This is a genomic window from Nonlabens sp., assembly GCF_039941875.1.
In the GTDB taxonomy this organism is placed as follows: domain Bacteria; phylum Bacteroidota; class Bacteroidia; order Flavobacteriales; family Flavobacteriaceae; genus Nonlabens.
On record NZ_JBDVDQ010000014.1, the window covers coordinates 170857 to 190467 of the forward strand.

Sequence of the window (19611 nt, forward strand, 5' to 3'; positions counted from 1 at the left end):
AAACACTTATAAAATTTATAAAATTAGTAAGTTTTTGTGGTGGTATTCGCTTTCGCGAAAGCGGAAACATATTATTATTAAATTTCAAATCACTTCTTAGTCGTTTACTTGAAAGAAATCACACTTGATAAAATAGCCTTAAAATGCATTTACTCTAAAGCAGTTTTAATGAAATCCTCTTATCTTTGATATAGAATTACTTTGATTTCCTAATGCAACAAATTAAACAATATCTAGAAGGCATCGCGCATATAACTGATAAGGATTGGGAATTCTTTATCTCAAAACTGACGCACAGGGTAATTCCTAAAAAAAGCGTTTTTTTAGGTTTAAATGAAATAGAAAATCACATTTCATTTATACAATCTGGTGTCGTACGTTTATTTATCCCCAAAGATGATACAGAAAAAGAAATCACTTTTGGTTTTAGTTTTAAGAACCAATTTGTAAGTGCATACGACTCTTTTCTAACCAGACAGCCATCCTTATACCAATTACAGGCACTCACAGAAACCAGCATCCTGAGTATTACCTATGAAGATTTACAAGAGGTTTATAAAAATACTCAAATAGGAAATTTAATAGGTAGACTTACCGCAGAGCGTCTTTTCTTGCTTAAATCTAGCAGAGAACAAAATTTCTTAAACCTCACAGCTGAAGAACGTTACCTAAAGTTATTTAAAGAAAGACCTGAGCTTCTTAAAGTGATCCCTCTTAAATATATTAGCTCTTATATAGGTGTTACAGCACAAGCTTTGAGCCGAATTAGAAAACGAATTTCTTGATCTAGGTTCATAGTTTAATAACACCGCTGCTTTTACCTTTGCAAGAAAAAATAGATTATGGCAGTTATACTTTTAGTTTTGATACTATGGTACGGTGGGCTTTTCTTTCAATCCTTCTTTTTACATAGATATGCGGCGCATCAAGTTTTTACGATGTCTAAAACTATGGAACGCATCACTTTTGTACTTACCTGGATTTTTCAGGGTTCGAGTTACTTAAGTGCTTATGGATATGGAATCATGCACAGAATGCACCACGCGTTTACCGACACAGAAAAAGATCCACACTCACCAGCTTATGATGATAACATGTTTGCAATGATGTGGAAGACGAAGACTACGTATCAAGATATTAATAAAAATCGTGTTCCAGTAGAAGCTCGTTTTACTAAGAATGTACCGCAATGGAAAGCATTTGACTCCTTTGCAAGTTCTCGTTTTTCTAGATTGTTATGGATAACACTTTACATTTTATTCTTTGCATATTTTGCTACAGCATGGTGGCAGTGGTTATTATTACCAGTTACTTTTATGATGGCGCCTATACACGGTGTGATTATCAACTGGTTCGGTCATATATATGGATATGTGAATTTTAAAATGAAGAATACTAGTAAGAACCTTTTTAGATTTGATTTCTTAATGATGGGAGAAGGATATCACAATAATCACCATAAATATGCAAATAGAGCTAATTTTGGTGTGAAATGGTATGAAATAGATGTAACTTACCTAATTATTAGGTTATTGAATTCTGTAGGAATCATTCAATTAAAAAGAACAGGACATTAAAGCACAGCCCTTTTTTTTTTTAAGAAGAGGAATCCTCCCTACGGTATCCAAACCTGTAGGAGGATTTTGTGCTTAAATTACAGTTGATGAAAAGCAACCATATCATTTACATGATTCTTTACTAGAATTATGAATTGCTTATTTTACTAATAAACCAATGCTTTATTCAACTAAAAAGCCAAGTCTCACGACTTGGCTTTTCATTTTTATTGATTTTCATTGTTCCTAATTAGAACAATTAACTCTATGGTTTTCTTATTATATAAATAGTAGTATCAGAGTCAGCACTAGTCCTGCTGCTGCAAAGATGATTCCTTTTCTAAAAATTTGAGTACCTGGCATGAACATCCAAAATGCTGACACCACAAAGAATAAAAGAGATACACCAAAAAATATATTCAAGAAAAATAAAGGTTCTCCAGATTTTGCTTTATGAAAATGGGTCATTTTATCCAGTATATAAGGAAGTTCTTTTTTTACAAAGCTAGCTTCTCCTGTAACGCTGTTATAAGTACCATCTTTAAAATAATAAATACCAGCTTCTTCTCTATCTACTTTAAGTTTCTTGATATTTAACGCCGGGCCTACTTGTTCATAAGCCAGCCTTGCTTCTACCGTTTTCTCGATTTTAATCTCCGACTTTAACGCGTCTGTATCTCTAAATATTAAAGCAATACCACTTATAGCATACACTGCCATGATTCCTGCCAAAAAGAAGCCAAAGTGCCTGTGTAATTCACGCATTTTTTGAGATGTCTTTCTTCCCATAATAAAGTATTGTCTAGATTTATGTTAAGCAACAAATCTAATAGACTATAAAGGAAATTAAAGAAAATAATTAAAAAAATGTGCGACAATTAATTTTATTCCTTTATAAATTTATCTCCTATGATGCTTTATTCTTTTCACCCCACCATTTACATTGAGGTATTTTCTTATCGAGAAATACAGATTCTCCTAGAAGCGGTGTAGTCACATTTACTTCTAGTTCTTTTGCTTTTAAAACAGCACGTTCTACAGGTTCTATCCATTCCTGTAATGATAATTTAAAATTACCCCAATGAATAGGCATAAACAGCTTGCTCTCTAAATCTATAGCAGCCAGAACAGTTTCTTCAGGCATCATATGCATTTCTGGCCATTGCTCATCATACTGCCCGCATTCTAACATAGTAAGGTCAAATGGGCCGTACTTCTCACCTATTTCCTTAAAATGAGTATCATAACCAGAATCTCCTCCAAAATAAATAGTATCCTTTTCATTTTGAATTATATAAGAACACCATAACGTTTTATTTCTGTCAGTTAATCCGCGTCCAGAAAAATGCCTTGCTGGAGTAGCAATAAGTTTTATATCATCTATTTGAATTTCCTGCCACCAGTCTAATTCTGTAATATGATCTGACGGCACGTCCCAACTTTCTAGATGAGACTTAATACCTAATGGTACATAAAACATTTTTACTTTATCCTTAATAACTATAATAGAACCATAATCCAGATGGTCATAATGATCGTGAGAGATCAAAACAGCATCCATTTCTGGCAGGTTTTCTATTTGCATAGGTAAAGTATCTTTAAATCGGGCAGCACTTAACCATGGATGTGGTGCTAGCACATCACATAACATAGGGTCTATAAAGATCTTCTTACCACTCATTTCTAGCATAAGAGCAGAATGACCGAACCAGGTAAGTCTTGTAGCATTATCTTGCTTATCGTTAAAAAAATTCTCTTCTAATTGATTCACAGGCATGGACCAGCCTGGCGCTTTATTACAACCAGTAAAATAGCTAGCTACTCTACTCCAATCTGTTTTTATCTTTACTGCAGTTTCTATTGTATTATTAAATTTATTATTATTTAGTTGCGGTGAATTTGCATACTGTTTTAAATCTTTTTTTGTCGGTGGCTTACCGCATTCTGGTGAAAGATTAATAAATAATACTGTTATTAAAAGTAAAACAGCTATTATCGATACCATACTGATGATTAGCATTTTGAAATAGGTTTAAGTTTGGTTATTGTTTTGGATATAGTAATTAGCTATGGAGGCTGTTTATAAAATTTATCTTTGGTTTCATAATTTGTTATTTTACCGCTTTCGCGAAAGCGGAATGTTTAAAATGATGATATTGGGCAATTAAATCGATCAAATAAACACACTTTAGTTAAACTTTTTCATTTATTTTACTGAATATTTATTCATTTTATGGTTAAAAAAACTATCGTTTTATAGCGTCCCAAGCAAGATCAAAAGACTCTTTAATAAGTTGATCATTAACAGGTATATTATTTTTTACTATTAAACTAGTGTAAGAATTAAGGAAACCTTTAACAAGAGAAATAAGAACCGTATTATCTACATCTTTGATAATTTGTTCTTCCTTACCTCTAGTCATTAATTTACTGATAAACAGATAGAAATAATCTTTCTTAATCTGAATTTCTTCACTAATAAATGGAGAAGTATTAAATTGATCTATAAAGAATAATTTATCCTGATTAACAATCATAAGATTAAATGAACTTTCCCATATCTTAAACAACTGTATACGAATGGGTAAATCACCTATTTCATTCAAGATAGAAATAGCTCCACCAGATTTAAGTTTATAAAAAAGGGTGTTTAAAAGTTCTTCCTTACTTTTAAAATATAAATAAAGCGTTCCACTAGCTATACCAGCTTCTTTGGCTATGGATGACATCTTCAGTCCAACTAGACCTACACTGCTGGTTAACTTAATAGTAGCATTGTAAATACGTTCTAATTTTTCCTCGGGACTATTATTCATATCACTAAAATTATGAATAAAAATTCATTTATAAATCATTTAAAGTGAGTAAATTTTGAAATACAAAAGTCACTTTAAATTAAGGAAAGCTTAAACGGTATATCGTCGTTTTTATTTAACCTATTATCGTTGAAATACCTGGTTTTTCAATAACTAATTATGCCAACTAAATTTTATCCCATTCTATAAAAAATAGAGATTATTATCTGTTTAACAGATAGTTATTAATTAAAACAAACCATTAACTATAATCATTTACTAGTTAAAATTTGAAAAAACTGAAAAATCCCTAATTATTACACGAATAAAACAATAATTTGGTAGGAACCTTAAAATCAAATACCAAATGAAAAAACTATCTGTATTATTTTTATCCTTTTTCATCTTTACAGCTTGTAATAATGAAGAGGCAGACTTTCAGGCAGAAACACCTGTTAATAATAAAACACTAACCGTTCAAGAGGTAAACCAGTACATAGCTGACCAGCTCCAACAGACTGGAGATGTAGACTGGACACACGCACCAGCAAACGTACTATATAGTGCTATAATGCATGGTGACGGTATTCTTAGTTTAGGATACGGGCAACCAGGGGAGCATTTTGCACAAGTAAAAACACCAGATCTCATTGCTGCAAAACAAAACGCTATATCTATCGCATCTAGCAAAGAAGATGTCGATAAAATGGAAGATTTCCTTATTGCCGACGATGAATTACTTAACTCTATCGAACTTAAAATTAACAACCTAGAGACGGTAATTGCTCTACAAGCGACTAATAACATACGTTATATAGACCCTATAGGCTACGGTTTATACGTAGACCCTAATGCAGTTGCTTTAAAATCTAGTTCTGGTTGTGATCAAAGTGGTCAAAGTATCAATAGCAACGACTATACAGTGATATCACCTAACGCATGGAAACCATGGAATTACAACATACATAACATAGACGATGCCTGGAATTATAGTACAGGAGCTGGTGTCACTGTAGGACTTATCGATACTGGAGTAAGTGCAAACCAGAGATTATTAGGTAGTGATTTTAATGATGGTGCTTCTTCTGGACGTAGTATTCAAAAATTCGGAACTTTTATAGATTCTAACTGGTGGTGGAGCAATAATACAGATGGACCTAATGACCTTTGTGGTCATGGAACCACTATGGCATCTACTATTGCTAGTCCACGTAATAATGACGCGATGCCAGTAGGTGTTGCTTATAACTCTAATATGGTAGCATATAGAGCGACAGAAGACGTTCTTTTAAATGACTATCATGAACGTAAAGGAGTAAGCAACGCTCTTAAAGCTCTAGGAAACCGCAGCGATGTTAAAATTATCTCTATGTCTATAGGTTATGTATGGAGCATAGGAAATGTAAAAGATGCTGTAAAATATGCTTATGCTCGCAATAAAATGATCGTTGCTGCCGGTGGTACTTCTACATCACTTACTAGCTGGTATGGAGTAATTTTTCCTGCAAGTATGAGCGAGACAGTTGCCGTTACCGGATTAAAAGATAATGGGTATAACCGTTGTGATATTTGTCATGAAGGAGATGAGATAGATTTTACTATCATCATGCAACGTGCTAGTGACGAGTCTAGAACTGTACCTACTTTAGGATTCAATAATGGGACACGTAAATACGTAGGTGGTAGCTCTGTCGCGACCGCTACAACAGCAGGGATCGCAGCCTTAATATGGAGCAAGAATCCTAGCTGGTCTAGAGAGCAAGTTTTAAATAAAATGAAGCAATCTAGCGAGTTCTATCCTAGTCGTAATTCAAGATTCGGTTATGGTAATATAGATGCTTTACAAGCAGTTCAATAGATTAATTAAATATTAACTTAAAGGGCTTTATCTTATTGAAGATAAAGCCTTTTTGTATTTTAAAAACTAAGTATAGACATTGCTTATAGTGCAAGAATATGTTAAATTATAGAGTATCTAAAATCTTCTTTGGATCAGCACGGAGCTTGTAATCTTCTTCTATGAAATGATACTCAATAATACCATTTTTTCCTATTACATAAGTGGCAGCTAGAGGTAATTCTTGACTCGTATTTCCTTGCGTTCCATCTAGATCAATACCGAATTTTTTATACAGATTTTGTAGGTCTTCTGGAAGTGTAAAAACTAGATTCATGGATCTTGCTAGTTCATTATTTTTATCGGTAAGAATGTCAAATGTGAGTTCATTCTTCTCATGAGTAGACAAAGAATTATCTGGAGTTTCTGGACTTATTGCGATAAGCCTCGCTCCTTTTTCTTTCATCTCTGGTAAAAAATGTTGCAGTGCTTTTAATTCTAGATTGCAATAAGGACACCATCCACCACGATAAAATGAGAGTACTACTTTATTAGTCTTTAAAATCTCGTTCACATCTACCAGTTCGTTATTTTGATTAGGTAATTTAATCGCTGGTATCTTATCACCTGTCTTCAGTGATTTAGCAACGATATGAGAGCTTTTAAGTTCTTTGATACCGTTAGACATGATTTCTTGTGATTCTCCTGGGTGACGTGATGCGCTGCCTTCTGCTAGAGCTTGTAATTGTGCTATAAGATTCATTTTCTTTCTTTTTATTGTTAGCCAATATTAAAAGATAAATCTCACAGAAGTATAAATTCTCAATTAAAGAAAACCTAAATTTTAGATTTTAGGTAGTAATGAAAATGTGATTTTAATAAGAAACCTCGCTCCTATTTCTTATTGCGTTTTGCTTTGCGTGCTTTTTTCTCTCGGTATTCCTTAATACGTTGTGCTCTGGCAGACAGCTGTATACTATCATAAGTTTCTGGCAAATTGTTCTCATACTCCTTCCAGTTTTTGCGTGCTTCAAAGTAATCAAATTCTATGGCTGCTGCCTGGTCTTCTAATTTATCGTCTGTAATGCTGTTTAATAATATATCTTCTATGTAAAAGTCTTCTACAACAGCCTCTGGACTGTATTCTTCTTTTAAAGAGATATCAAACAGGCTCGCTGTTTTATCAAACCAGAAAGCACTCCAGCCACTTCTTAAACGTTTTAAAAGCGCATAAGCCGTGTCTCCAGTTTGTCTATGAATGAGTTTTATGAGTATTTGTCCTTCTGTTTTAGAAAGTTTCTTAAGCTCGGCAGTAAATTCTTCTTCTATATATTTTTCTACCATTTTAGAATATTTCTTCTTTTGGTTTTTAGTCCTAAGAGAAGATAATCGCTCGTCTAATACGGTAAGCCTTTCGGCAGCAAGTTTTGCATACGGCCATACTTTTAATACTTTACGTTTTAAAATCAGGTATTTAATGCGCTCGTACCTGCTCTCAAATTTTAGATCTTGTAAGAGCATGACACTATTTAATTCTATCGCGTTAATGGAATCTCCATCTACATAAAAATACTCTACAGGAGATTTTATGATCGAGTCCTTTGATACTGGCTGTGGTGATGGTGTCTGTTGCGCTTTCGCGAAAGCGAGACCACAAAAAACCATTAATAAAACGATAACCTTATTCATCATATCCATTTACTCACTAAAAGTATTCCAAAAATAAGAAACCCTATAATATACAAGCGTTTTTGAGCATAGATTATTATCTTCACGTTCTAAAATTTATCACATGGCTGAAAAAAGCATTTTAAATAAAAAATCTCTCGACTTTCTTGAAAAATACCTAAATACGGCCTCTCCTACTGGTTATGAATGGAACGGTCAAAAGGTGTGGATGGACTACTTGAAACCATATGTAGATGAGTTTATTACTGATAATTATGGTACTGCAGTAGGTGTTATTAATCCGGATGCAAAGTTTAAAGTCGTTATAGAAGGACATGCTGACGAGATCTCGTGGTATGTAAATTACATTACAGATGATGGTCTTATTTATGTGGTGCGCAATGGTGGGTCTGACCATCAAATAGCACCATCTAAAAAGGTAAACATTCATACTAAGAAAGGAATTGTGACTGGAGTCTTCGGCTGGCCGGCAATTCACACACGTTCTCGTGCAAAAGAGCAGCCGCCTAAACCTGACAACATCTTTATAGATACTGGTTGTGAGACTAAGGAAGAGGTGCTAGAACTAGGTGTAGATGTAGGTTGTGTTATTACTTATCCAGATGAGTTTTTTGTGTTGAACAAAAACAAATTTGTATGTCGTGCGCTAGATAACCGTATGGGTGGTTTTATGATAGCCGAGGTGGCTCGTTTATTAAAGGAGAACAAACAGGAATTAGATTTCGGTCTATATGTTACTAACTCTGTACAAGAAGAGATAGGATTGCGTGGTGCAGAAATGATTACTCAAACTATAAAACCTAATGTTGCGATAGTGACTGATGTGACTCACGATACTACAACACCTATGATTGATAAAAAATCAAATGGTGATGCAGCTATAGGAAAAGGACCTGTCCTAGCCTATGCCCCTGCTATACAGAATAACCTGCGCAACCTAATTATGGACGCGGCAGATGCTAAGGATATCCCTTACCAGCGTCGTGCAACATCACGTTCTACTGGTACAGATACAGATGCCTTTGCTTATTCTAATGGTGGTGTACCTAGTGCGCTTATCTCATTACCTTTACGTTACATGCATACTACGGTAGAAATGGTACATAGAGATGATGTAGAAAATGTTATTAAGATGATTTATGAATCTCTATTAAAAATTGAGAACAATCATGATTTTAATTACTTCTCTAACAAGAATGAAGGTTTATACTAGATCATAAAAACTTTTTTAAGTAAGCAATTACTTAAATTGATAGATACCTAAAATCCCTACTGGCGCTAGCCAGTGGGGATTTGTTTTTTTTAAGGGAATTTAAGGTGATTAATTTTAACTTAGATTGTTGAAAACTGTGCTTTCTACTATAATTAGATTCCAGTAGTTTTAGGGCTTGTAACAATTACCAAAGTTGAATAGCTTTAAACAATAAGCAAGCTTTATATTTTAATTAAAATTTATATGAAAAGTTCTATTTTTTATTCAATAACTTTATTTTTAACGCTAGTATCTTGTCAATTAACACCAAAAAAAACAAATGGAATTAACTAATACAACCATAACTGAATATTCATTTCTAAAAGAAATGTATAACGATCCATTTTTCCCCAATAATCTTGTTGATAAGGGAAAACAAATACTTATTGATTTATGTTACCAAATAGAATCTGAGAAACCGAAAAACCTAGAGGAATTATATAAATTATCTCATAATGCGACAGATAAATTTAACGATCTGCAAGAAGAGTTTTATGAAAACGAAAGTGAAATAGAAACTGCCGCAAGAGAATCTATTGCAATGGATTTTGAATTTATATCCAATACATATGGTTTTAAAGCAGATATTGAAGAATTAATAGCTACAAGAGATTGGTAAATTATATTTATAAAAATGAAAACTGATCACTATAGATTAACCAAAAATGAAAAGCAAGGAATAGCTCTAAATTTAGTAAATATTGTAGAAAAAAATGAAACTATAACAAAGGAAACGTATAGATTTATTGCTAATTGGGTCATTTCTGATGGAAGCGAGAAGACTAAAGCTTTTTACGATGTTTGGGAAATTGTTCTAAAAAACTATTTGCCAATATCAAGACCTGTTTTGTTTCGTTCTTGTAATAGGATTAGTAAATCTAATAAAATAGTAAGTTTCACTGATCGTTTAGAATGTGCTAGAAGATTTAGTAATGGCAAGGGGACATTAATTATATGTGACACTAATGAATCCTTAAAATTGGAAAATAAAATATTTGATCCAGGTAAATATAAAAATACTTTTTACCCATTACATGAAGCGATCAAAAAATGGTAGAATCAAAAAAATCAAAATATTCAAAAAGCAATTTAGACCATTACTTAGAAAGGGAAAATGAATATATAATGAGAGTAAATTTAGAGCAAATGGAAAGTTTTAGATGGTCAAAATGACGAAATTATCACCCAGTCTTTTTTTATTTTAAATACACAATCAAAACTTACCCAACTATGAAACCCTTACTCCTACTACTATTTATATCCAACTTTACTTGTGCTCAATACTGGGGCGGACAAGAAATTAAAGAAACTCAATTAACAGATTGGATTCCAAAATTTAAATTAAAATATGCTGGTTCGTATCATTTTGGTGAAAGTGAAAGTGAATCTGAATTGCATTTATTTTTCAGTGGAGATGTTATCGTCGGTCAGGTGCATAATGCCTATTGGGAAGAAAAAGAGGTGTTATCTCGCAAGCGTAATTTTATCAATCTTACTCATATTGAAATTGACAAAAAGGGAAACTTTACTAGCGATCAGTATCATGGTAAATTCGTGTCCTTTACAAATGAGTCTGGCGAAGTCTACAAAGCCTTAAAAATAGATAACCCATGGACCAGCTGGATAGAAGACAGTGAATATGAAATAGGGACTAAAACAAGATTAGTTTTTGAACACATCTATTACGGTAACTATGCAAAAGCTTCTTACCGAAAACTTGATCCTAAAGAATTAGAAGACATGTCTAAAAGTGAGCTAGCCATCATGAGAAATGAAATATATGCTCGATATGGGTATACCTTCATTAAAAATGGTAAGATGGATCAATATTTCAGAAAACAAGACTGGTACACTGCAGAGCATAAAAATGTAGATCGCTTTTTAAATGAAATTGAATTATCAAATATTCAGTTAATTAAGAGTCTGGAATAGGAACATAAACACTAACAACAGAATTCTATAAAATATTATCACACCAACCACTCTATTATGAAAACCACCCAACTAAGATATTTTATCACAACTTGCGTTCTATTTATCGCAGTACAACAAGGTATCTCTCAAAACATTTATGATAACAAATTAGGAGATTGTGATACTTCTAGATTTGGCCTAGAAAGTAAAGTAGAACAAGCAAAAATAGAAGACTCTAAAATCATAGATGCTATTAAGAACAGCCTTAATGAAAAAGCTTTTCAGAAACTAAGAGGTGTACTAAAATTACAAGTTATCGTTTATACCGATGGCTCCTCTTGTTTATTCAGTTATGAGAACGAGACCAATCTAAAAGCAAGTGAGTTAGATATAGATTACATAAAAACTGCTGTAGATACTGACCTTGTATGGAATAAGGTAGAAGAAAATGTAACCGCTTTAATAGAAATAAATTTTAAAAAGCGCAAAACAGTACTTAGAAGAATGGGAATACACGGCGATCTAGGCTGGCATATACTTAAAAAGTAACCTATGCCATTTTTAGGACATCAAGGTTTTGGTATCTTATTAGATCGTTTTATAGAATTCTCTAGTGTAAGAGGACTTGTAGGTGGTTCTTTACTATTCTTTTGTTCGCTTACATTTTGGATTTTTGAGAATGATTTAATGGTTAACATCCTGCTCATATCAGGTATAATCGTAGGGTTATCATTGATAGTATGGAAGTTTCTTGAAAAAAGTAAAGGTCAAGATCTACCCTAGTTCTAAGATCGTTTGACTCCTATAAAGAACTTGTTATAATTCTAAAATAGATTTAATCAAGTCGTTATTTAGTATCTCGTCAATAATTTTTGATGCCTGTATAGGTGTTTGCGCTGGGTGGCTTTGAAATACTTTCTTATTCAACTCTTCTACCGTATCTGTAAATGGTTTTGCTTTATTTTTAGACATCTCACTTATGGTAGACTTAAATCTCGTGTTAAAATTAAGATTATCAGGATCTACTTTCCCTTCTTTAATATAACCTCTCATTTTTTTAGAACATCTACAAGGGTTCTTCACATTAACGAGTCCGCATTTTTTATTCATCCAGTTGTACAGTTCCTGTCTGGTTCTCATTAATTTGATTCTAAAATTACCTGGCGTAATACCTAAAATCTCACCGCCTAGATTATGATCTATGTCAAACATTTCTCCTAAAATGTAAATCATGCGCTGTTCCTTAGATAAACAGAGCAACATACCTGTAGTACAATTGATTCTTATCTCTTCTATTGAATCTTTAAATTCTTTTTGTTCTTGGTCATTTAACTCAAAACTAGGCACAGAATCTATTGAGTTAAAATAACTCTCAAAACTCACTAGCTTTAATTTAGCATTTTGTTTTTTACTATTCAAAAAATGATTCACTGTAATACGGTACAACCATGTCGTAAATTTACTTTTACCTTCAAATTTAGAGAGAACCGTAATAACTTTTATAAAAACCTCTTGAGTTAAATCTTCAGCATCTTGCGTATTACCTGCCATTTTAAGAGCTAGATTATACACAAACATTTGATGCCTGATAATTAAAGTTTGCAAAGCTTTTTTACCTCCATCTATCGATAGTTCTACTAACTGTGTGTCGGTATAGTCTGAATAATTGTCTGATAAAAAATTGTTCATAATATAAAATTAAAAGCCTCATTTCAAATAATTTGAAACAAGGCTTAAGTTAAGAATTAATATGTACTCTACAATTATATAGAGTTGATTCCACCTTGTACAGCGATTTCTTCACCGATGATATAAGAAGAATCATCAGAAGCTAAAAACAATACTGCTTTTGCTACTTCTTCTGGATCACCAAAACGCTTTAAAGCTGTTTGTGCTGTAATAGCCTCTGCAGCTCCAGCAAGAACATCATCTGGTAAACCGATTTTACCCCAGAATGGAGTACCGATAGGTCCAGGACTTACTGCATTAACACGTATCTTTCTAGGAGCAAGCTCTGCAGACGCAACACGTACTACAGATCTAAGTGCTGCTTTACTAGCACTTAATAAACTACTACCACCAAAACCAACTTCGTTTAAATAAGAAGTAGTCATAATAACAGACGCGTTATCATTTAAACTCTTGATACCTTTTTGTAGCGTGAAGTAAGAACCTTTAAAGTTCACATCCATCATGTCATCAAAAAATGCTTCGTCAGTATCTTCTACAGGAGCTAGTTTTCCTTTACCTACATTAATGAATAACGTATCTACTCCACCAAATTTTGATTTAGTTTCAGAAAACAATCTTTCTAAATCTGCGTGATTAGTAACATCACCTTTAACCGCATGACTGTTAGATCCTAATTGCTCTACAGCAGCATCTAGCGCTTCTTGTCCTCTACTGAAGATGACTACTTTTGCGCCATTATTAACAAATTCTTGAGCGGTTGCAAGGCCTATTCCACTTGCACCACCTGTAATTACTGCTACTTTACCTTCTAATTTTCCCATTGTTCTATTTCTTTTAAATATTTTAAACATATTAATATTGTATCTGTAACTTGGACAACAGATAAATGGACGTGTTACAAAACTATTTTTGAAACAATGATTTAAGCTATATTAGATGGACTCTTCTCTCCTATTCTCATAGAATCTACTCACTTAGAAATATACCCTTTTTGGGGTATTGTGGTTTTATTAGAAAAAGTTTTTTTTTGGCGGATAAAATATATTCTGAAATGAAAAAACTATTCGCTTTACTCCTTTTCATATATTCTAGTAACGTTTTTTGTCAACAAACGGACAATGTTACTGTAACCGGCAGCACAAGTAGTATGAATGCTACTTATTCTTATAAAGCAAACGTAAATTTCACCGTTAAAATTGAAGGCTTACTAGGTGATATAAAAGTATATGATAAAGTAAATAACTATCAAATAACTTCTTACAACTACAAAGGAATTGACGCATCAACAGTTGGTTATTCTTATCCCATTTCTGTAAAAAGATTTACAAATAAGGCTATTGTGGATATTAATTTTTACAAGGGTACTTCTTCTTATACAGCATATAATTTAGATCCAGAAACTAATTTTCCAGCATACTTATCAGACGCAGCAAAAGATGGTTTATTTAGAAAATTTAATATAGACCCAAGTGAAAGGGATTGCATCACCTGCGATGCCTTAAACAAAGCAAAAACACTTAAAATAAAAGCTAATAACGTTAAGTTAGAAGATTTAGGGGCTACAGATTTAATTTTAGAAATTAATAGCGCCATTGATGAAAAGCTAAGTTTAGATGATAGAATTTCTAACCTAATTCAAAAAGCTAATTCGTTACCTAATGATAATAAAAATAGTTTATTAGAAAAGAAAACAATCTATAATCAACTATCCGAAATAGATGATGATAACAACTATTCATCAGAAATAAAAAGCGTTGAGAAAAAAATGAGAGTTCTTGCAAAAAAAGAAATAGAGAATGAAGAACGATCGGCTAAAGTTAATGAGAACGTCGGCTTAACGGTTGAAACAAAAAAAGAGGAAAAAGAAAAGGAGAGAGATGATTATGAAAAGATAAAAGAAGAGGAGAAAAAAAAAGAAACTGAGTCTGAAGAGAAAGCTTTAAATTACATTAAGATGAGGACATTGGCTTTAGATTTAGTCAGCAAAGCTAAATCAACATCTAATATGGCTGAAAGAGTCAGGTTATTGAAAATCGCTAAAAGTTACAGTGATTATTTAAGTAAAGCAGAAATTGAATATATACAAGATGAGATACGAGGAACTGTAACGAGAGAGGTTTCGAAAAAACTAGCTAGTATTGAATATGGTTATGATGATAGAAGAGCATTAATTATGTTGAACTCTGGAATGAATTTTTTGTTTGGATCTTACGATGGTCAATTTGATGGAGCTATACCGTTAAATTTAAACACAGAGTTAACATTTCCTCTTGGAAGAAAACTAGCATTAGAAATACAAGGTGAATATTCATATAATTATGTGTTGAAGTTAGGAGACGCAGGAGCTATATTAAATGCTTCAGGGGGAAATGTAGAACAATTACCAGACAGTGATAATGATTTTGAAGAAAACACAAAATATGGAAAGTATTATTATGCTTTAGGTTTTAATATGGGAAGTGCAAGGAAATTTTCATTCTTAATTGTAAGCCAAAACATACAATATTTTCATCGAGAGAAGGAAAATGGTGTAGTTAATTTTGAAATTGGAACGGAAGAATTTATACCTACCTTCGGTTTAGGTCTAGCTTATAATTTTTCAGGAAAAAACAAGCAAGAATTAGGCAGAATAATGGCAACTTATACAGTAAATGATAAAAATATAGAATTCATTAATTCAGATTATGTTTTTAATGAAATAAGCAATATTAATATAAAATATGAGGCTGGTTATGGTGCTTTCTTATTCGGCTTTGAATACAATAATTTTAATAATAAAAGTAATGATGTTAACTTATCAACTATAGGTATTAAGCTAGGTGTGAAGTTTGGACTATGATAAAAGCTTCAACTACATAAAAAATAATATGAACCATTTTTAATGTATAGAATGGACATTTTAAGAAATTCACTGAAATTCAGGAGTTTAATGTTTATTTTACAAAACATTCCAATCACAAAATCACTTGCATTCATAAGATGCATTCAAAATCTAGAATTAAACAATGAATCTTCAACCCATAAGAATTGAGGCTGGTTGGCAAGTGACCTACAATCAATTTTATGAAGTGGATCCCATACCAGGTCATGAATCGTATTTTGAAGGTTCTAGTTTATTAATGTTGCGTAATAACGCGCGATTAAAAATAATAGATGTTCAATGGCGACCAGAACTAGATCTAGATGGTGAATATCAATTACAAGTTTTAAATTTTGTAGAAAACTTTAACCCTATTACTAACGAATTCGATACAGAACCTAATTGGGAACATCCTGTTTTAAATTTTGCTACCAAGTCTCGGTTAGTTCTTGTTGAAAAGCTAGAAGACTTATTGCGAACGCTACCTGTTTTTAAAGATCCAAGAATGATAGAAAAAAGAGGTGTAATCGATGACCTTTCAGAATCATACCGTCTGAAAATTACAGAAAACGGTATCTCTACAGACATAGTTAATAATATACTAGAAAACGGCAGCGCTCAACTGCAAGTTTATATTTTAAATCATAAAGATCTAACACGAAATATACTTTTAAAGTTCGCAGAAAATGGACTTACCAAAAAGGTGAAAAACCAAGCAAAGCAAAAATTGACGAGTAAACGTTTTAGAGCATAAAATCTAATGAGATGAAATCATTTCTTATCTTCATAAGTTAGATAGCATATTAGTGATTGATACATCTTATCTATCAGCTACATAAATTAGTCTATTATTTTAAAAAATGAAAAATAAAACTTTTGGATATACAGAAGATTGGAAAAACAGTCACATGGCCTATTGGGTTCATATTGAGGCAGATTATAAGCCTTGGTACACATCTGAAAAATTTAATCCTCCAGCACCAGTTCGTTACGGCAGTTTAGGCTATCGTTACTTGACTATTGAATTAGATGGATTTAGATTTTCGTTTACTAGTGAAGCTCAATTTGAAGAATTTAAAACGATAATGGGTAGAAAACTACTTCCTACGACTATAGAGCTATCCAACAAAAGACCAGGAAGTAAAGGACCAAACAGCCATTGGTTAAGTCGTTTACCAGCCAAAACAAAACCATGGAGATACCGAGAAAAGTTAATTAAATTTTGTAACCAAATAGATTTTAACGAGAACTAAATAACTCATAAAAGCAAAGCTTAAACATGAACTATTCAGAAATAGCTCATAGTACGATTGAACTTATAAGACGCTAATTAAGTCTTGCCCGATGACTTAATTAAAAAAGATTTATTAAGGAGTGGTTAAAATACAGACACAAAACATTAAAACATTAAAAATGCTGAACAATTAGATGAAATTCTAAGCTCAAGTAATAAATCTTCAAATTTTATATGAACAAATCCAAATTATAAGAATACGTGTTTAAAACAAATACAAGAAATTAAATAATGAGAGAAAAGGCTAGTTGGATTAAAAATTAACCACACAACCAACCAGTTTTTATTGGAGATATAACTTATGCTAATTTTATTTCTCTTTAATAGTTTGCTAAAAAGGTTCTCAATTGAAATCACTATTCTAAATTTACAGCCTGATAGTAAATGATAAAATCACATTGCAAAAAGAATTAAAACAGCATAGAAACCAGTGTTATACTTGTATGAGGCCAGTAAGCACTTGTATTTGTGAACTTATCAAACCGTTAACAACTAACACTCGATTCGTTATCTTAATGCATCCTAAAGAGTATAAGAAACAGAAAAACGGTACTGGTTACATGACCAATTTACAGCTAGACAATGCCGAAATTATCGTAGGTGTTGATTTTAATAAGCATCCACGTGTTAATGAAATTCTTTCAGATCAAAATAATGCTTCCTTCCTACTCTACCCTGGTAAAGAAAGTTTCAACTTATCCATCAGTAATAGTACAGAAATGAATGATTTTATGGGACAGCATGCCTATCTATTTATACTAGATGGTACCTGGCCATGTGCTCGTAAAATGCTTAAACTGAGTAAAAACTTACAACAGCTTAAAAGAGTAAGTTTTAACAATTCAATTAAATCAAAGTTTATCATCAAGCAGCAACCAGAACCTCTATGTTTAAGTACGATTGAATCTGTCTACACGGTGATTAATTTGCTTAAGACTAATAATTTAGAAAATTGTGATACGAGTAAGTTCCTTGTTCCGTTTGAAAAGATGATCAAATATCAAATGGAATATTGCCTCAACCCAGATAGTAAGAACTATTCTCCAATGGCAAACAAAAAGATCACTCCTAAAAATCAATACAAAAAGAATACACAAAGAAGTACGATTCTAGAAACGTAAATTCATTTATTGGTATTGAAGACCTTATTTAGAACCTCTTTACCACTTTGTGTGTTAAATAACTAACACAATGGATGTCATTGCACAAATCTAGATTATCACTAATTTCTATAAACAAATGGAAAAATTAAAAAACTGCATTTCGAGTCATGTAACTATAGATACAGAAACTACAGATCAAATAGTTTCTTCATTTAAAACAATAGAAATAAAAAAAAGAGACTTCTTTTTAAAATCAGGAAACTTATGTAGGCAAATGGCTTTTATAGAAAATGGCTATATGAGAATGTATGACATTGCTGATGGTAACGAAATAACCTTATGGATAGCAAGTCAAGGTAAGTTTATAACTTCATTATCCAGTTTTATTTTCGAAACAAGTAACCACTGGAATATACAAGCCATAACAGACTGTAAACTCCATGTGATAAGTCGAGAAGATCATTTTAAATTAAATAAGACACAACCTAAGTGGTTAGAATTTGACAATATTCTTTTAGCAAATTCTTTTGCATTGCTAGAAAGAAATATGTTCTCGCAACTACATACTACGGCAAAACAGCGCTATGATCAATTATTAAGTGAAGAGCCAGATCTATTTAAAAACGTGCCTTTACAATACATTGCCTCTATGTTAGGTGTAACTCCAGAAACATTGAGTAGATTGAGAAAAGTGAATTAATTACCATTTGTCAAGAGAAATACTTTCTAGTTGTTTGAAATTTGCTCTATAAAATTTAAAGCAAATGAAAGCATTACAAAAAGCGCTAAAACTTAACGCTATATTCTCTGGCACATCAGGCATTGTACTTATATTATTACACATACAGATCTCAAAAGTTTTTGGTACGAGCAATAGTACTGTATTTTGGATAGTAGGAATCGCTTTGATTTATTTTGCGCTATCTATTTGGTATGAATGTATTAAAGTCAGAAAAATGGCTATTCTTTGGATCATTATCCAAGACTATCTCTGGGTAATGGGTAGTCTCATTTTAGTAGTATTTGACCCCTTTGAAATTTCTTTCTTAGGTCATCTACTCGTTTTAAGTATCGCTTTAATCGTACTTTATATGGCGATTAATCAACATCTAGAACTCAAAAAATATACAAATTATAAACTCTAATAACGAGTAATGAGTAACATGATAAGAGCTAGATTATAATATTATAGTTGGTATGATAATTTCGCTTTCGCGAAAGCGATAACATATTGCATAAAAGATCATTATATTATACTTCTCTATTGTGTACTTTAAGAATTTTAATAATTTGTATACTTTCATATGAATAGATAAAACCCTAACAAATGATAAAGAATATCATAGTATTTCTTATCCTTATTATCTCTTTGCCTATTATGAATGCGCAAGAAATACCTCTAAAGCAATTAGAAACACAACCAACTGATACTTTTGGAATTAATTCAAAAACTATTTTAGAAAATGAAATAGAAGGAATTCAAGTAGATCACGTTGCTTTGGGAGATAAAAAAACTCAAACAAAAATTTATATAGAAGGTCATAGAACCATTTATTTATTCATGAAAGGTTCAGGAATAGTTACTGCGGGAAATAAAACCTATTAAATTGTACCTGAAA

The 19611-nt window shown here is 32.2% G+C and carries 23 protein-coding genes; 16 read left to right on the forward strand and 7 right to left on the reverse strand.

Translation table 11 applies throughout. The annotated features are described in order from the left end of the window. Positions 1-212 precede the first annotated feature (212 nt). Both ABJF08_RS08265 and ABJF08_RS08270 read left to right on the forward strand, forming a co-directional pair. The gene (locus tag ABJF08_RS08265; RefSeq protein ID WP_348115662.1) at positions 213-785 is read left to right on the forward strand and encodes a Crp/Fnr family transcriptional regulator; all 573 of its coding nucleotides are present in this window, start codon (positions 213-215) and stop codon (positions 783-785) included. A 57-nt stretch (positions 786-842) separates the two neighbouring features. After that, positions 843-1577, forward strand: a complete 735-nt coding sequence (locus ABJF08_RS08270; protein WP_348115663.1) for an acyl-CoA desaturase — start codon at positions 843-845, stop codon at positions 1575-1577. Between the two features lie 258 nt (positions 1578-1835). Here ABJF08_RS08270 and ABJF08_RS08275 read toward each other — a convergent pair whose 3' ends face one another. The 3 genes from ABJF08_RS08275 to ABJF08_RS08285 form a co-directional block, all read right to left on the reverse strand. Then, entirely contained in the window at positions 1836-2345 is a 510-nt protein-coding gene (locus ABJF08_RS08275; protein ID WP_348115664.1) for a hypothetical protein, read from the reverse strand. Between the two features lie 118 nt (positions 2346-2463). After that, positions 2464-3561, reverse strand: coding sequence for an MBL fold metallo-hydrolase (locus ABJF08_RS08280; RefSeq protein ID WP_348115666.1), 1098 nt, complete (start codon positions 3559-3561; stop codon positions 2464-2466). A 241-nt stretch (positions 3562-3802) separates the two neighbouring features. Then, complete coding sequence (locus ABJF08_RS08285) at positions 3803-4372, reverse strand: TetR/AcrR family transcriptional regulator (protein ID WP_348115667.1); 570 nt, start codon at positions 4370-4372, stop codon at positions 3803-3805. A gap of 346 nt (positions 4373-4718) precedes the next feature. Between ABJF08_RS08285 and ABJF08_RS08290 the strand changes: the two genes are divergently transcribed. Then, positions 4719-6209, forward strand: coding sequence for a S8 family serine peptidase (locus ABJF08_RS08290; RefSeq protein ID WP_348115668.1), 1491 nt, complete (start codon positions 4719-4721; stop codon positions 6207-6209). A gap of 106 nt (positions 6210-6315) precedes the next feature. Here ABJF08_RS08290 and ABJF08_RS08295 read toward each other — a convergent pair whose 3' ends face one another. Next, positions 6316-6951, reverse strand: coding sequence for a peroxiredoxin-like family protein (locus tag ABJF08_RS08295; RefSeq protein WP_348115669.1), 636 nt, complete (start codon positions 6949-6951; stop codon positions 6316-6318). Between the two features lie 131 nt (positions 6952-7082). Then, complete coding sequence (locus ABJF08_RS08300) at positions 7083-7877, reverse strand: DUF4294 domain-containing protein (RefSeq protein WP_348115670.1); 795 nt, start codon at positions 7875-7877, stop codon at positions 7083-7085. Between the two features lie 103 nt (positions 7878-7980). Between ABJF08_RS08300 and ABJF08_RS08305 the strand changes: the two genes are divergently transcribed. The 6 genes from ABJF08_RS08305 (at position 7981) to ABJF08_RS08330 (ending at position 11826) form a co-directional block, all read left to right on the forward strand. Continuing rightward, positions 7981-9090, forward strand: a complete 1110-nt coding sequence (locus tag ABJF08_RS08305; protein ID WP_104514887.1) for a M42 family metallopeptidase — start codon at positions 7981-7983, stop codon at positions 9088-9090. 319 nt (positions 9091-9409) lie between these two features. Beyond that, positions 9410-9748: a DUF5713 family protein gene (locus ABJF08_RS08310; protein WP_348115672.1), complete on the forward strand. Its 339-nt coding sequence runs from the start codon at positions 9410-9412 to the stop codon at positions 9746-9748. A gap of 15 nt (positions 9749-9763) precedes the next feature. Further along, positions 9764-10186, forward strand: coding sequence for a hypothetical protein (locus ABJF08_RS08315; RefSeq protein WP_348115674.1), 423 nt, complete (start codon positions 9764-9766; stop codon positions 10184-10186). 173 nt (positions 10187-10359) lie between these two features. Continuing rightward, positions 10360-11061, forward strand: a complete 702-nt coding sequence (locus tag ABJF08_RS08320) for a YARHG domain-containing protein (protein ID WP_348115675.1) — start codon at positions 10360-10362, stop codon at positions 11059-11061. A gap of 57 nt (positions 11062-11118) precedes the next feature. Further along, on the forward strand, positions 11119-11592 hold the full coding sequence (locus ABJF08_RS08325) for a hypothetical protein (RefSeq protein ID WP_348115676.1): 474 nt from the start codon (positions 11119-11121) through the stop codon (positions 11590-11592). A 3-nt stretch (positions 11593-11595) separates the two neighbouring features. Continuing rightward, positions 11596-11826 (forward strand): hypothetical protein, encoded by a 231-nt coding sequence (locus ABJF08_RS08330; RefSeq protein ID WP_348115677.1) that lies wholly within the window; start codon positions 11596-11598, stop codon positions 11824-11826. A gap of 33 nt (positions 11827-11859) precedes the next feature. On the opposite strand, the gene ABJF08_RS08335 is transcribed toward ABJF08_RS08330, so the two are convergent. Both ABJF08_RS08335 and ABJF08_RS08340 read right to left on the reverse strand, forming a co-directional pair. Beyond that, positions 11860-12732: an RNA polymerase sigma factor gene (locus ABJF08_RS08335; RefSeq protein ID WP_348115678.1), complete on the reverse strand. Its 873-nt coding sequence runs from the start codon at positions 12730-12732 to the stop codon at positions 11860-11862. 74 nt (positions 12733-12806) lie between these two features. Further along, positions 12807-13556 (reverse strand): SDR family oxidoreductase, encoded by a 750-nt coding sequence (locus ABJF08_RS08340; RefSeq protein ID WP_348115679.1) that lies wholly within the window; start codon positions 13554-13556, stop codon positions 12807-12809. Positions 13557-13786: 230 nt separating this feature from the next. Here ABJF08_RS08340 and ABJF08_RS08345 point away from each other — a divergent pair, with 230 nt between their 5' ends. From ABJF08_RS08345 to ABJF08_RS08375, 7 genes are all read left to right on the forward strand, one after another. Beyond that, complete coding sequence (locus tag ABJF08_RS08345) at positions 13787-15574, forward strand: hypothetical protein (RefSeq protein WP_348115680.1); 1788 nt, start codon at positions 13787-13789, stop codon at positions 15572-15574. 166 nt (positions 15575-15740) lie between these two features. Beyond that, a complete protein-coding gene (locus ABJF08_RS08350) occupies positions 15741-16349 on the forward strand; it encodes a hypothetical protein (RefSeq protein WP_348115681.1) in 609 nt (202 codons plus the stop codon). 106 nt (positions 16350-16455) lie between these two features. After that, the gene (locus ABJF08_RS08355) at positions 16456-16848 is read left to right on the forward strand and encodes a hypothetical protein (protein ID WP_348115682.1); all 393 of its coding nucleotides are present in this window, start codon (positions 16456-16458) and stop codon (positions 16846-16848) included. 439 nt (positions 16849-17287) lie between these two features. Then, a complete protein-coding gene (locus ABJF08_RS08360) occupies positions 17288-18010 on the forward strand; it encodes a tRNA-uridine aminocarboxypropyltransferase (RefSeq protein ID WP_348115683.1) in 723 nt (240 codons plus the stop codon). A 118-nt stretch (positions 18011-18128) separates the two neighbouring features. Then, entirely contained in the window at positions 18129-18692 is a 564-nt protein-coding gene (locus ABJF08_RS08365; RefSeq protein WP_348115684.1) for a Crp/Fnr family transcriptional regulator, read from the forward strand. Positions 18693-18756: 64 nt separating this feature from the next. Next, entirely contained in the window at positions 18757-19137 is a 381-nt protein-coding gene (locus ABJF08_RS08370; RefSeq protein WP_348115685.1) for a hypothetical protein, read from the forward strand. A 182-nt stretch (positions 19138-19319) separates the two neighbouring features. After that, positions 19320-19598 carry a hypothetical protein gene (locus tag ABJF08_RS08375; protein WP_348115686.1) on the forward strand — a complete coding sequence of 93 codons (279 nt, stop codon included), beginning with the start codon at positions 19320-19322 and terminating at the stop codon, positions 19596-19598. Positions 19599-19611 lie beyond the last annotated feature (13 nt).